The 12,889-nt window shown below is 64.9% G+C and carries 16 protein-coding genes; 6 read left to right on the forward strand and 10 right to left on the reverse strand.

The window, feature by feature from the left end:
• The first annotated feature begins 20 nt into the window (after nucleotides 1–20).
• The 3 genes from WBQ44_RS02750 to WBQ44_RS02760 are packed head-to-tail and all read left to right on the forward strand — an operon-like array spanning nucleotide 21 to nucleotide 1,362.
• Nucleotides 21–203 (forward strand): hypothetical protein, encoded by a 183-nt coding sequence (locus WBQ44_RS02750; protein WP_495565207.1) that lies wholly within the window; start codon nucleotides 21–23, stop codon nucleotides 201–203.
• Complete coding sequence (locus tag WBQ44_RS02755) at nucleotides 193–1,026, forward strand: spermidine synthase (RefSeq protein WP_495565208.1); 834 nt, start codon at nucleotides 193–195, stop codon at nucleotides 1,024–1,026. Before WBQ44_RS02750 ends, WBQ44_RS02755 begins: the two co-directional genes overlap by 11 nt.
• Before the next feature lie 42 nt (nucleotides 1,027–1,068).
• Nucleotides 1,069–1,362, forward strand: coding sequence for a putative quinol monooxygenase (locus WBQ44_RS02760; RefSeq protein ID WP_495565209.1), 294 nt, complete (start codon nucleotides 1,069–1,071; stop codon nucleotides 1,360–1,362).
• On the opposite strand, the gene WBQ44_RS02765 is transcribed toward WBQ44_RS02760, so the two are convergent.
• From WBQ44_RS02765 to WBQ44_RS02780, 4 genes are all read right to left on the reverse strand, one after another.
• Complete coding sequence (locus WBQ44_RS02765; RefSeq protein ID WP_495565210.1) at nucleotides 1,343–3,157, reverse strand: EAL domain-containing protein; 1,815 nt, start codon at nucleotides 3,155–3,157, stop codon at nucleotides 1,343–1,345. The genes WBQ44_RS02760 and WBQ44_RS02765 overlap by 20 nt on opposite strands.
• Nucleotides 3,158–3,268: 111 nt before the next feature.
• Nucleotides 3,269–4,687 carry an argininosuccinate synthase gene (gene argG / locus WBQ44_RS02770; protein ID WP_495565211.1) on the reverse strand — a complete coding sequence of 473 codons (1,419 nt, stop codon included), beginning with the start codon at nucleotides 4,685–4,687 and terminating at the stop codon, nucleotides 3,269–3,271.
• 44 nt (nucleotides 4,688–4,731) lie between these two features.
• A complete protein-coding gene (locus WBQ44_RS02775; RefSeq protein WP_495565212.1) occupies nucleotides 4,732–7,107 on the reverse strand; it encodes a lysylphosphatidylglycerol synthase transmembrane domain-containing protein in 2,376 nt (791 codons plus the stop codon).
• Between the two features lie 95 nt (nucleotides 7,108–7,202).
• Entirely contained in the window at nucleotides 7,203–7,790 is a 588-nt protein-coding gene (locus WBQ44_RS02780; protein ID WP_495565213.1) for a GNAT family N-acetyltransferase, read from the reverse strand.
• A gap of 61 nt (nucleotides 7,791–7,851) precedes the next feature.
• Here WBQ44_RS02780 and WBQ44_RS02785 point away from each other — a divergent pair, with 61 nt between their 5' ends.
• Together WBQ44_RS02785 and WBQ44_RS02790 are read left to right on the forward strand one after the other, a co-directional pair.
• Nucleotides 7,852–8,454 (forward strand): glycosyltransferase, encoded by a 603-nt coding sequence (locus WBQ44_RS02785; protein WP_495565214.1) that lies wholly within the window; start codon nucleotides 7,852–7,854, stop codon nucleotides 8,452–8,454.
• Nucleotides 8,430–8,603, forward strand: coding sequence for a hypothetical protein (locus WBQ44_RS02790; protein WP_495565215.1), 174 nt, complete (start codon nucleotides 8,430–8,432; stop codon nucleotides 8,601–8,603). The genes WBQ44_RS02785 and WBQ44_RS02790 overlap by 25 nt, the downstream gene beginning before the upstream one ends.
• Here WBQ44_RS02790 and WBQ44_RS02795 read toward each other — a convergent pair whose 3' ends face one another.
• The 5 genes from WBQ44_RS02795 to WBQ44_RS02815 are packed head-to-tail and all read right to left on the reverse strand — an operon-like array spanning nucleotide 8,604 to nucleotide 12,137.
• On the reverse strand, nucleotides 8,604–8,990 hold the full coding sequence (locus tag WBQ44_RS02795) for an Rv0313 family protein (protein WP_495565216.1): 387 nt from the start codon (nucleotides 8,988–8,990) through the stop codon (nucleotides 8,604–8,606).
• A 37-nt stretch (nucleotides 8,991–9,027) separates the two neighbouring features.
• Nucleotides 9,028–9,768, reverse strand: coding sequence for an AIM24 family protein (locus WBQ44_RS02800; RefSeq protein ID WP_495565217.1), 741 nt, complete (start codon nucleotides 9,766–9,768; stop codon nucleotides 9,028–9,030).
• A gap of 11 nt (nucleotides 9,769–9,779) precedes the next feature.
• Nucleotides 9,780–10,487, reverse strand: a complete 708-nt coding sequence (locus tag WBQ44_RS02805; RefSeq protein ID WP_495565218.1) for an AIM24 family protein — start codon at nucleotides 10,485–10,487, stop codon at nucleotides 9,780–9,782.
• A 1-nt stretch (nucleotide 10,488) separates the two neighbouring features.
• Nucleotides 10,489–11,112 carry an AIM24 family protein gene (locus tag WBQ44_RS02810; protein ID WP_495565219.1) on the reverse strand — a complete coding sequence of 208 codons (624 nt, stop codon included), beginning with the start codon at nucleotides 11,110–11,112 and terminating at the stop codon, nucleotides 10,489–10,491.
• Between the two features lie 47 nt (nucleotides 11,113–11,159).
• Nucleotides 11,160–12,137 carry an LLM class F420-dependent oxidoreductase gene (locus WBQ44_RS02815; protein WP_495565220.1) on the reverse strand — a complete coding sequence of 326 codons (978 nt, stop codon included), beginning with the start codon at nucleotides 12,135–12,137 and terminating at the stop codon, nucleotides 11,160–11,162.
• Between the two features lie 101 nt (nucleotides 12,138–12,238).
• Between WBQ44_RS02815 and WBQ44_RS02820 the strand changes: the two genes are divergently transcribed.
• Nucleotides 12,239–12,619, forward strand: coding sequence for a VOC family protein (locus WBQ44_RS02820; protein ID WP_495565221.1), 381 nt, complete (start codon nucleotides 12,239–12,241; stop codon nucleotides 12,617–12,619).
• A gap of 32 nt (nucleotides 12,620–12,651) precedes the next feature.
• On the opposite strand, the gene WBQ44_RS02825 is transcribed toward WBQ44_RS02820, so the two are convergent.
• On the reverse strand, nucleotides 12,652–12,889 hold a 238-nt coding region (locus tag WBQ44_RS02825), incomplete at its 5' end, for a PDZ domain-containing protein (protein ID WP_495565222.1).

Below are 12,889 nucleotides of genomic sequence, written 5' to 3' on the forward strand. Positions count from 1 at the left end.
CCGGCATGCGAGGTGCGGCGGTGACGAGGCGACTGGTCAGGCTGCTCACCTGGGCCCGCCTGGAACGCACCCCGACGGGCGCGCTGTTCGGACACCGCAATGACCCCGACCGAAACATCACCGCTGCGCCGGCTGCGCTCGCGGTCACGGCGCGCCGCGCGTTCTGCGTACCCACCGGGCAGGTCGAATCCAGTGGCCAATAAGAAGCCCAAACCACAGAAAGAACAACGGGGGCCGGTGGCCGGCGTGTACCGAATAGACACGGGCACTGTCGAACTCGTACGAGACACCTTGGTCGCAGACGGTTGGACCATCGAGGTCAACGGCGTTCCCAGCTCACACATCGACATGGACGATCCGATGCAGCTCGATTTCGAGTACATGCGTTGGATCTCCGGACTTGTTCGCTATCATAGCTTTTCACGTCTTCGAGCTCTACACCTGGGCGGCGGCGCCTGTACGCTGGCGCGCTCTTTCGCGGCCGAATACCCAGACGCGCGGCAGGTGGTCGTCGAACTCGACGGCACACTTGCCGAGCTGGCTCGCGAGTGGTTCGATCTCCCCCGTGCGCCTCTGCTCCGTATCCGCGTCGGTGAGGCGCGCGCGGTTACCGAAACACTCACCGAGGACAGCCGCGACCTCGTCGTCCGCGATGTGTTCGCCGGGACGGTGACGCCAGGGCTGCTCCTCACCGCGGAGTTCACCGAGCATGTTCGACGGGTGTTGGCCCCGGGCGGCGTCTATGTCGTCAACTGCGGTGACACGCGGGATCTCTCGATGGCGAAACGTGAAGCTGCGACCATCGGCAGTATTTTTCCGCACACCGTGATGATCGCCGACCCGGCGATGCTGAAGGGTCGCCGCTACGGCAACGTGGTGATCGCGGGTAGCGACGTGTCGCTGGGCGGTGATCCGGGGTTGGCCCGTGAGCTTCTCGGCGGTGGGGTGCCCGCTCAGGTCTGGGACGACGAGCGAGTTCGCGCATTCGCGCGCGACGCGAAGGTGCTGCGAGATGCCGATGGTTAGAGTGGATCTCGATCACACCCCGAACACGAAAGTGAGACGCCCATGGCGATCGTCGCGATGCTCGACCTGACGCTGAAGTCCGACATGCTCGACGATGCGAAGGCCATCGTCGGCCGCGTTCTCGCCGATACCCGCGCATTCGACGGGTGCCTCGGCGTCGATGTACTCGTCGACGCCGACGACGAAACGCACTGGATCGCCTACGAGCGTTGGGAGTCCGTCGAAGCAGATGCGAAGTACCGCGAATGGCGCGCCGGGCCCGGCAAGGCCGAGGAGCTCGGAGCACTGCTCGCCGCCGCTCCCGGGTTGACCAAGTTCACCGTGTCGGACGTGTAGCGGGCAACGGCGGCGCTTCGGGTCGGCCGGTGTAGAAGCCCTGCACCATGTCGACTCCGAGCTCGACCGCCACCCGCATTTCCGCTTCGGTCTCGACGCCCTCCATGATGAGCGTCGAGCCGACCTCGCATGCAAATCCCACGAGGGCGGCAGCGGCAGCCCGTCGCATGGAGTCCGCGTCGATCCCGTGTACCAGCGTGTAGTCGACCTTGAGCGAGTCCGGTTTCAATTCGACCACCTGCCTGAGTCCCGAGAATCCTGCGCCGACGTCGTCGACCGAGATGCGGACACCCGCCGCGCGTAGGCCTTCCACGGACCGCGCGACGGCGCGGTAATCGTCGACCCGCTCGTGCTCGGTGATCTCGAGACATAGGGTTCGCTCCGAGATGTGCGGCGACAGCCGCGCCAACAGGTCGGTGGACCGGATCGTTTCCGCGGAGGCGTTGATCGAGACGAACGCGTCCGCAGGCAGGTACGACATGGATTTCAGTGCGTTGTCGATGGCTGCGAGTTCGAGCCGGACGCCGATGCCGGCGCTACTGGCGTCGCGAAACCAGATCATCGGCGACCCGTGGCCGAACGGAAATCGCGAAAGCGCCTCGTAACCGACGACTTTCGACGTCGGCACGGCGCAGATCGGTTGGAACACCACCCCGGGCCCACCCGCTTCGATGAGCGATTCGATGCGTTCGCGGACGCCGAGTGGATCGACCGACGATGGTCGCGCTCCAGTCGGTACGTGGTTCTTGTCGCGGTAGAGCTCGATGTCCGCGGTCGCGATGAGTCTGCGTACGAGTGCCCCGGTGGAGTCGCCGCGGATGACTGTACCGCCGGCCGATCCGATACTCGTCGTGAACGGCGGACCACTGAACGACTCTTCCAGTGCGTTGCGGATGCGCGCCTCGGCGTCGTCGACATCGGTGCGCACGCCGACGTGGACGCAGACGAACTCGTCGCCGCCGATGCGCGATACAACCGCTTCGGCGGACGCGGCCTGCTTCAACCGGTTGGCGACCTCGACGAGTACCGCGTCTCCCGAAGGATGGCCGAACCGGTCGTTGATGGCCTTGAACCTGTCGATGTCGATAACGACCACTCCGATCGCGCGCTCCTCCGCACGTGCGCCCGCGCCAAGGCGGTTCAAATGTGCAATACCGTCGAACAAACCGCGGCGGTTCCACAGACCGGTCAGCGAATCGCGAAGTGCCCCGCGGGCGCGTGCACGCAGGTAGCGCATGTATGGCCGTAGGGCTAGGGGCGTGAGAAGTAACGAGCCCAGAATGACGGTTCGGGAGGCGACGATCCAGGCGTCGGCGCCCTGCGAAATGGCCATGCCTGCGAGGATCGCCAGCACGACTGCAGAGATGCACAGGTGCAGGATCAGGAGTCGCGGTGAAGTCCCGACGACCGCGAACACGGCAATTATGGCGAACATCGCGGCGCCCGGCATGCCAACGAAAGCCGATTGCGCGGCCAGAAGAACGGCGGTGACACCGAGGTCGGCGTAGAGGACGTACACCGTGGCCATGCGACGGGTAGGCCACGCTCCCATGAACCACAGAAGCGCGGTGGGGACCGTGGATGCAGCCGCGACCGCCACAACCAGGGTGTTGACGCCGCCGAATTGACCGGACGGAATGAGCAGTACGGCCGCCACGCCGAACGAGATCGTGAGGAGCCCGATGAGTATGCGGCCCCACCGAATACCGTGGGCCATCGCAGACTTCGGTTCGTCTCGCTCGGTGGCACCGGGGGTGCGTCGACCACCGAGTACGACCCCCCCGGACGCGTTCACGTCCTCCACCTGATCGGACCCTCTCGTCGCGCGCGGGCCCCGACCCCCGTCCTGGACGGACATGTTGTCCGAACCGTACCAGCGAGCAGGTCCGGTGGTCGGTTTTTCAGGTCAGTCGGTGCCGGACTCGATTGCCGCGTAGTCGAGCGCGTCGGAGTTGACCTCGGACTCCCCGGTGCCGGCTGCCGAGATGGCAGCTGCGCCGCCCTCGGGCACATCACCGATGAGTTCTTCCCAGGCGGTGTGCTGCTGCATTGCCGCGTACTGCTCGAGTTTGCTGCGCGAATCGGCGATGTCGAGGTTGCGCATGGTGAGCTGACCGATGCGGTCGCCGGGGAAGAACGCCTGGTCCTTGCTGCGTTCCATCGACAGCTTCTCGGGGTGGTAGCTCAGGTGCGGGCCCTGGGTGTCGACGATGGTGAAGTCCTGGCCACGACGCAACCGAACCGTGACGCTGCCGGTGACGACGTTGCCGACCCAACGCTGCAGGCCCTCGCGGAGCATGAACGCCTGCGGGTCGAACCAGCGGCCCTCGTAGAGAAGCCGTCCGAGTCGACGGCCCTCGTTGTGATACATCGCGACGGTGTCCTCGTTGTGGATCGCGTTGAGGAGCCGCTCGTAGGTGATGTGCAGCAGCGCCATGCCGGGGGCTTCGTAGATGCCGCGGCTCTTGGCTTCGATGATGCGGTTCTCGATCTGATCGGACATTCCCAGTCCGTGCCGACCACCGATGCTGTTGGCTTCCATCACCAGGTCGACGGGGTTGTCGAATGCGGTGCCGTTGATCCGGACCGGGCGGCCCCGCTCGAATTCGACGGTGACGTCTTCGGTTTCGATCGGGGTCTCGGGGTCCCAGAAGCGCACGCCCATGATCGGCTGAACGATCTCGAGCGACGTATCGAGGTATTCGAGGCTCTTGGCCTCGTGCGTCGCGCCCCAGAGGTTGGCGTCCGTGGAGTACGCCTTTTCCGCCGAGTCGCGGTACGGCAGGTCTCGGTGTGTCAGCCACTCCGACATTTCGTGGCGACCGCCGAGTTCGGTGACGAAGGCCTTGTCGAGCCACGGCTTGTAGATCCGCAGTTCGGGATTGGCGAGCAGGCCGTAGCGGTAGAACCGCTCGATGTCGTTGCCCTTGTAGGTGGATCCGTCGCCCCAGATGAACACGCCGTCCTCGGCCATCGCACGCACGAGCATGGTGCCGGTGACCGCACGACCGAGCGGGGTGGTGTTGAAGTAGACCTGGTTGGCGGATCGGATGTGGAAGGCGCCGGAGGTCAGCGCTGCGAGGCCCTCCTCGACCAGCGGCCCGCGGCAATCGACGAGGCGTGCCTGCTCGGCTCCGTAGGCTCGGCCGCGCTCGGGAACGTCGGAGAGATCCGGTTCGTCGTACTGGCCGATGTCGGCGGTGTATGCGTACGGGACCGCGCCGCGCTCGCGCATCCACGCCACCGCGACGGAGGTGTCCAAGCCGCCGGAAAATGCGATGCCGATGCGCTCACCGACGGGAAGTTCATGCAGTACCTTCGTCACGCGTGCATGGTATCGGTCGCGCGGCCGTGCCGACGAAACGGGCGTCAGACCATGCCCTTCTGAGTAAGCCACCGCAGTGTCGGCCAGCCGAGAAACACCGGCAGCCAGCAGGTGAGCACACGGTAGAGCAGCACGGACGGGACGGCCACACTTGCCGGCAGTCCGAACGCAGCGAGGCCACCGATCAGCGCGGCTTCCACGGCGCCGACGCCACCCGGGGTCGGCGCCGCCGAGGCGAGGGTTCCGCCGATCATCGTGACGACGGTGACCGTGACGAACGTGGTTCCGCCGCCGAATGCTTCGATGCTCGCCCACAGAGCGAGTGCGGCACCGAGAGTCGTTGCGGCGCAACCGAGGAAGATGATCGAGAACCGCTTCGGATCCTTCGCCAGTTCGGCGAGTTCGCCGAACACCTCCTTGAGCTGGGGGCGCACCGCGTTGCGCAGCCAGCTTCGCAGGATCGGCACGAACAGTGCGGCACCGACCATTCCCAGTGCGACGCCGGCGATGAGGTACAGCACCGTCGGATCTGGTACGTAGTGTGCGAGATCCGCGGAGGTGCCGGCGACCACGGAGAAGAAGATCAACAGGCCGAGGTGGGTGATCACCTGAACCGATTGTTGTAGTGCGACAGCAGCAGTGGCGCGCACGGCCCCCAAGCCGCCCTTCTGCAGAAACCGCACGCTGAGCGCGAGACCACCGACGCCCGCCGGAGTGGTGGTGGCCGCGAACGTGTTGGCAACCTGCATGATCGTCAGGTTCCGGAAACTCACCATGCCGAAGGCGCACGCCCACAGTGCGGCGGCTGCGCCGATGTACGTCAGCGCCGATACCGCCAGGCCGAGGAGGGCCCACCACCAGTTCGCGGTGCCCAGTTCGGTCACGAAAGTCGGCACCGCACTGATGAACGGGTAGGCCACGTAGACGAGACCGATCAGCAGAACCAGCTGAACGATCTGATTGCGCGTGAACCTCGTGACCTGCTCGGTCTCGATCCTCTCGGTGCCGGTCTGCTTCACGACCTCGGCGCGTACCGCCTTCATGATGCCGCTGCCGTCGGGGATCGATTTGAGAATGCGCGTCGGGATGGCCGTCTTGGTGAGTCTGCCCGCAGCGGTGACGACGATATCTTCACCGAGGGTGTCGACCGCGATGCGCACGGCACGTTTCTCGCCGAACAGGGCCGACGTCGAGATGAGCAACTGCGCGACGTCCGATTGCATCTGTGCGTCCGACGCGCCCAGCTCGGCGTACGCGAATCCCCCGAACAGTGCTTTACCTTCGTCGTTCCGGATTTCGGGGCTGCGGAGATCCCCGTGCGAAATCTGCCGCTCGTGCAGGGTTTGTAACCCGTACCAGATACTGACCGCGAGCGCGTCCTCGGACGATTCGTCGACGGCGACACCGCGCGGAGCGCCGTGCGCGTACAGGGCCCAGCCACGATCGAGGGCTGACACCGCGAGCGGACGACTGCTGGCGACCCCCAGATCGCCGATCGCGATCCCCATCAGCGCGCGATGCTCGACGGCTCGGTGCAGGGACGCATGCAACGGTGGGCTTTCGCTGTTGCGGAACGACAACCAGCGCCACACCTGGCGAAGGGCGCCGCCGCTGCGCTGGTTCTGCCCGTACAGCTCCACGACGATGTCACGCTCGGAGCCTTCCGCCTGGGCGGCGAGCACCAGCGGGCCCGGTCCGGCGGGCTTCAACACGGTGAACGAGGTGACGGGGTGGCCGCGTTTCGCGAGCAGTCGTGCGGCAGCTTCCATCGGAACTTCCAACGCCGGGGTGCCCACGACCAGCACGATCAGTGCGCCGACGAACCAGCCGACCGTCAACCCCAGGATCGATCTTGCAGGCACGACGGTACTGACGAACAGGTGGATCGGCACGAATGCCAGGAGCAACACCCACCATGCTCGACGCCACCGCGCGGGCAACCACGGGCCGGAGACGGTCAGCACCGCAGCGAGCATTGCGATCCACCGAGAGTCGTCCAGAAATTGCGACAGGAACGTATCCAAGCGATCTGGCACGTCGAGGTGGAACTCGGGCGTCGAAATTCCGGTGCCGGTGATGGACAGTGCAAGCGCGGCGATCGATGCTGCTGCGCCATAGCCGGCGAGCAACTTCCACTGTCGGCCTGCGATCAACCCGATCAGAATGGCGAACGGCAACGCGAGAATGGCGATCCCGTACAGGATGTACACGAGATTCGACTGGTCCTGGCTCAGCACGCCGACGATATTGGACACCGACGTTTCGAGCGCATCCCACTGATTGCGGGTGATCAGCGAGCCTGCGATCACCGCGGCCAGCAACAGGCTGGACAACACGACCCGCAGAATGTCGCTCGTGCGCCGGACGAGGGGTTGCAGCAGGCGTCCCGTCACCGGAATGTCCCGCCCGTCGACTCGCATGGTTGTGCTGCTCTCTCGGTCTCGATAAACCGCGCGTCGGCCGACGCGCCGAAACGTAACCTACCTGCTGGGTCGTTCCGCAGGCCTCGGGCGCGTTACCTCGCGAGCCGGCGGCGAAGTTCGTTCCGTACCGCGGGCCACTCGGAATCGAGGATGGAGAACACCACCGTGTCGCGCAGGGAACCGTCGGGCATCCTTTGGTGATTGCGCAGTACGCCGTCCTGCTTCGCTCCCAGTTTCGCGATGGCGTCCCGAGATTGCTGGTTCATCCAGTGGGTGCGGAATTCCACAGCGATGCAATCCAATTCGTCGAACGCGTAGCCGAGCAGCAGCAGTTTGCTCGCGGTGTTGGTTCCGCTGCGCTGCGCCGAGGCGGCGTTCCACGTCGAGCCGATTTCGACGCGGCGATTGGCCGCGTCGGCGTTCATGTAAGTGGTCATTCCGATGATCTGTCCGGTGTCGTTGCGGCGCACTGTGAACGGCAGCATCGACTGCGCCTGCAGCAACGCCAGGCGGCGATCGATCTCGGCGGCCATGTGCTCCGGCTCCGGCACAGGGGTGTACCAAAGCTTCCACAGTTCGCCGTCGCGGGCCGCGTCGCGCAGGCCGTCGAGGTGATCGTGGCTCAGCGGTTCGAGAGTCACGAGGTCGTTGGTGAGGGTTACCGGCTGCAGAAAGGTCACGCGGCTTTACGATACGGGAATTCAGTGGAACCGAAGTTCGGCATCGGGCTAGCGTCCAACCATGCACATCGCGATGATCGGCACGACGGCACCGAGCCATATCTATCCGTCGCTGGCGGTGATCGCCGAACTCGTGCGGCGTGGGCATCGAGTCACCTATGCCGTCGGTGAGTCACTTCGGCACCTCGTCGAACCAGCCGGCGTGGATGTCGTGTCGTACGATTCCATCCTTCCGCGGGGCGAGGAGAACTGGCCGGACGACCCGGCGGAGGCGATGCGGGTGTTCCTCGACGAGAACATCGCATCCTTCCCCGTGCTCACCGATGTCTACGACGCCGACCGCCCCGACTTACTGCTCTACGACATCGGCGGGTTGGCGGCTCCGGTGCTCGGTGTGCGTTACGGCGCCCGTGCGGTGCAGTTGTCGCCCGCGATGGTCGCGTGGGAAGGCTACGACGAGGACCTCGCCGACGTGCTGGTTCCCCTGCGCCAATCGGCGGCGGGCGAGGCCTACCGCGATGTATACGCAATGTGGTTGCGCGACAATGGGATCGACGCTGACCCATGGCATTGGATTTCGCAGCACGCACGCGGGTATGGGCGGATGCACCGAAGCGCTGTGGTTCGAGGTGCCCACGGGTGCAGTTGGCATTCGAAGAGGTGACGGCCGCACGACTTCGGGATGCAGTCGAGCGGGTCGCGTCGGCACCGGAGATCGCGGCACGGCTGGCTGCTGTGGGTGCCGAGGTGCGGAGCCGAGGCGGAGTGGTCGGCGCCGCGGATGCGGTGGAGCGGAAAGTAGGGGTTTCGTGATCAGTCTTCGAGGGCGCTGACGCTGACGCCATAGGGAAGGAAGCGGACGCGTCGACCGGGGTCGGTGTTGTCCTTGTGTGCGCGGAGGGCGTCGAGTTCGGAGGAGTAGACCTGGTCGATGTGCGCCGAACCGTCGTCGGCGAGGGTGTAGATGGCCCAGACGCCGTCGCCCTTCTGCCCTGTTGTTTCGGGTTCGGGCTGGGTGCGGGTGGGCTTGCTGCGCGCGCCTGCGGCGTCGCCGAAGAAGGCGCCCCACGGCCCGATTGCTCCGGATCCGCCGATCATTTTGCCCACTTGGTCGACGACATCGCGGAGTCCGTCGCTCGCTTCCTTGGCGAAACGGTCGAAGTCCTCGGGGTCGATGTTGAACGGTCCGTTGTTGGTCATGTCTCCAGTGTGCGCCTGCAGCCGCGCGGCGTCACTGTCACTGTTGCTGCAGCCGCGAACCGATGGTGGTGTGCAGTGAGCGCAAACTGTTCCGGCCGAGGGTCACTGTTTGCGATTCGATGTGCTTGAGCAGGTGCCCGTCGTCGAGCACCTTTTCGCTCGATTGGATGAGCACGGTGCCGGATCCGGTGAAGTCGAATTGGCGTTCCTCGCCGCTGTTGGCGCCGAGGAATCCGCGGGCTGCGCCGAGGAAGTTCTCCATCCATCCGGCGTCGAAGTGATGCGACGGTGATGGGCAATCGGCCCAGCCGACAAGGGCTTCGGGGTCGATGCGCAGCGGCGGTTCGGCGAACATGACCTGCCCGTTGGACGATGCAAGAAACTTGCCGGTGCCGAGGAGCGTCAGGAAGCCGGGGACGATCGATTGTTTCAGGTCCAGCGTGGGCTCGAACGCGAGGAGATTCGACGCGCGGATGGTGAGGTTGCCGTTGTCGAGGTCGTAGGAGTTGATGTTGAATCCGCGGTCGCCGAGGATCAGCTTTCCCTGGCCCTGCGCGAGTACCCATTCGTTCGAGTAGAGCGGGGAGCTGAACCGGGCGGCGACGATGGCGGGCGTCGACGTCTGTCCGAGCGGCTCGAAGCGCACGTTGCCGTAGTAGGCGATCATCGCGCCCTTGGAGGTGAACCACGGCTGACCTGCGAGTTCGACGCAGAATGCGTAGTCGTTTCCGGGCACGTTGTCGTTGACCGGGAGTGTGTGCGGGCTGTGTATCTCCATCACGAATCCCCTCAGAACTTCTGCTCGGACGCCTGGACCCACACGGTGCCCATACCCGTCATCTTCAGCTGGACTGCCTCGCCGCTGCCCTTGCCGACGGCGTCGCGCCACCCGACGTTGGCGGAGATGTCGACATTGATGTTGCCGAGGTGGCAGACGTACGCCTGCGGATCGACGACCACCTGGGGATGTTCGGGGCCGACGGTGAGGGGAATAGCCCCGCCGTGCGAGAGAACCGCGACGCTTCCCTGGCCGGTGAGCTGAGTGGTGAACAGGCCCTGGCCCGTCATTGCGCCGCGGACGGCACCGCGAACGCCGCCCTGCGAGGTGAGTGCGACGATGGAACTCTGCAGGTACCCGTCGTGCACGAGCAACCGGTCGGCCTCGACGGTGAGCATCGACGACCCGTCCAGATCGATGACATCGACGTACAGCCCGGCGTGCCCGTAGAACACCTCACCTTGGCCGTCGGCGGCCATCATCGCGACGTGCTCGCCCGACATCATGCGCCCGGCCATACCGGCGACACCGCCGACTGTCACACCCGACCGGCCTCCGGCCTGCCCGCCGGGCATCCCTGCTGCAGATCCGCCCATCGAATGCGGGATGAAACGGACGGCGCCGGTGTAATACAGCATCGACCCCTTGCGGGCCAACACGTTCTGGCCCGGAACGAGCGTCGACTTGACGACTTTGCTGTTGACCTTTTCGAGCGGCATGTCAGCGCTCCTGCGGTTGGATGTAGACGACGCCCTGGCCGTCGAAACGGAGCGAGAATGCCTCGCCGCTTCCGCCGCCGACAGCGGAGCGCCAGGTGACGTCGGTGACGAAACTTTGATTGAGCGCGCCACGGTGGGCGACGAATGCGTCGGGGTCGACGACGAGTGGGTACTGGGGGTCGACGGCGAGCGCGATCAGTGGCCCGCCCGCGGACAGCAGTGCGACGGTGCCGGTTCCGCTGACGACGGTGGTGAACAGTCCCTGACCGGAGGACGCTCCGCGAAGTCCCGAGAATTTGATCTCCGTCTTCAGCTGGCCGGTGAGGGCGAGCAACTGCGACGCCTCCACGTGCATGGAGTCCCCGGAAATTTCGACAATCGTGATGTCCTGCGCGTCGACGGCGAAGTAGACGGTTCCCTTACCGGAAACCTCCATGAGAGAGAGCGATTCGCCGGTGACCTTCTGCTTGAGTGCAGCTCGAAGGCCCCCACCTCCGCCCATGCCGGCGTTCTTGAAGGCAACATCTCCCTCGTACGCGACCATCGATCCGGAGACTGCACGCAGCGAATCGCCGTTGAGTTGCGCGACGAGCACTCGGTGCCCGTTCGTTGTCAGCTGAGCCACGGGGGAACTATGTCACGCACAGTCCCCCCGTGCCAGAGATACCTTTTCTAGACGAGCGGCTTCAGGGTCTTACCTGCCAGCTCGACAATTCCTGGTTCGTGACCGTTGGTGATCAGGTTGATGATGATGCCGTCGATACCTCGATCGAGGACACGCGTCTTCACCTGTTCGGCGATGTCGTCGGGTGTGCCGCAGAAGTGCCGGTCGGTGGCGGCGGTCTTGTCGGCGTCCGACAGGTTGGACAAGTCGACGCCCGTCGAGAGCAGGTAGTCGTACTGCAATTTCTTGGCCTTGTCGCCGTCCTCGTCGATGATGACGAACGCGAGGAAGCTGGTTTCGAGGTCCTTCGGGTCGCGGTCGACTTCTTCGCAGCGTGCCTCGACGGCCTGCATCTTGCGAGGCAATTCGCTTGCGTCGCAGATGATGTTGAGGTGGTCCGCGAATTGTGCAGCGAGGCCGAACGTCTTCTTCTCGCCGCCCCCGCCGAGCATGATCGGCAGATCGTCACGAATGCGGGGCTCGTTGATGGCGTCCTCGACCTGGTACCAGAGGCCGTCGAACGTCGGACGCTGTCCGCGCAGCATCGGTTCGATGATCTGTAGGGCCTCGTCGAGACGCTCGAAGCGGTCGGTGAAGGTGCCGAATTCGAGACCGAAGCCTGCGTGCTCGAGTTCGTACCAACCTGCGCCGATACCGAGGATCGCGCGACCGCCGCTGACGACGTCGAGCGTGGTGACGGTTTTCGCGAGAATGGCGGGATTTCGGTACGTGTTGCCCGTGACCAGCGCGGACAACTGGATTTTTTCAGTGGCGGTGGCCAGCGCAGCGAGGGCCGTGTACGCCTCGAGCATCGGCTCGTCCGGCCTGCCGATACCGGGGAGTTGGTAGAAGTGGTCCATGACGAACGCGGTGTCGAACCCCGCTGCTTCGGCCTCGCGCGCTTGCGCGATGACCTTGGGGAACAGCTCTGCGACGGAGCCTGAGTAGCTGAAATTGGGCATCTGGTATCCGAGACGAATAGTCACGCTCCAAAACGCTACTCCCGTCGGTGAAAGATGCCACCTGGATCATGTGGTCGGAAAATATTGCATACAGCCCGGCTCGATCGGGTGAACAATCTGCAGGTATGCCAACTCTCGAACTGACCCGACCGCCGTTCTCCGGATTCGCCGTCGACAACATCGATGCAGCGCGATCGTTCTACGCCGACACGCTCGGACTGACGGTCGTCGACGGCGAGATGGGCCTGATTCACCTGAGGCTCGGTGAGGGCAACGAGGTGTTGATCTACCCACGCGAGAATCACGAGTCAGCGGCGTACACGATCCTCAACTTCCCCGTCGCCGACATCGAGGCCGCGGTCGATGCGCTGACCGCAAAGGGCGTCGTGTTTCAGCAGTACCCGGACATGGGCACCGACGAGCGAGGCATCTTCCGCCACGGCGGCCCGCTCATCGCATGGTTCACCGATCCGGCAGGAAACGTACTGTCGGTGCTCGAGGCGTGAGCATCCGCTCGTGATTCAAGAAGCTGGGTGAATCAGGCTGTGGGAGTGCCGACTTCGAGGGTTACCACTCGGTCTTGCCGCACGCCCTTGTCCGTCACCCACGTGAGCCTGATCGACTCCCCCGGCCTGCGGCCGATCATCTCCTCGGTCAGCTCGCCCGAGCTTCGTACCGGTCGACCGTCGAAGGAGACGATCACGTCGCCTCGAGCGAGGCCGGTGCGCTCGGCCGGAGAACCAAATCTCACCGACGCCACCGCTGCGCCCTCCGAT

The organism is Rhodococcus sp. (in: high G+C Gram-positive bacteria), assembly GCF_049591685.1.
In the GTDB taxonomy this organism is placed as follows: domain Bacteria; phylum Actinomycetota; class Actinomycetes; order Mycobacteriales; family Mycobacteriaceae; genus Rhodococcoides.

What these genes read in the sequence shown, in the direction of transcription:
- WBQ44_RS02760 (WP_495565209.1), top strand. Translation starts at nt 1,069, where the DNA reads ATGGCGATCGTCGCGATGCTCGACCTGACGCTGAAGTCCGACATGCTC.
- WBQ44_RS02775 (WP_495565212.1), bottom strand. Translation starts at nt 7,107, where the DNA reads ATGCGAGTCGACGGGCGGGACATTCCGGTGACGGGACGCCTGCTGCAA.
- WBQ44_RS02785 (WP_495565214.1), top strand. Translation starts at nt 7,852, where the DNA reads ATGCACATCGCGATGATCGGCACGACGGCACCGAGCCATATCTATCCG.
- WBQ44_RS02795 (WP_495565216.1), bottom strand. Translation starts at nt 8,990, where the DNA reads ATGACCAACAACGGACCGTTCAACATCGACCCCGAGGACTTCGACCGT.
- WBQ44_RS02800 (WP_495565217.1), bottom strand. Translation starts at nt 9,768, where the DNA reads ATGGAGATACACAGCCCGCACACACTCCCGGTCAACGACAACGTGCCC.
- WBQ44_RS02805 (WP_495565218.1), bottom strand. Translation starts at nt 10,487, where the DNA reads ATGCCGCTCGAAAAGGTCAACAGCAAAGTCGTCAAGTCGACGCTCGTT.
- WBQ44_RS02820 (WP_495565221.1), top strand. Translation starts at nt 12,239, where the DNA reads ATGCCAACTCTCGAACTGACCCGACCGCCGTTCTCCGGATTCGCCGTC.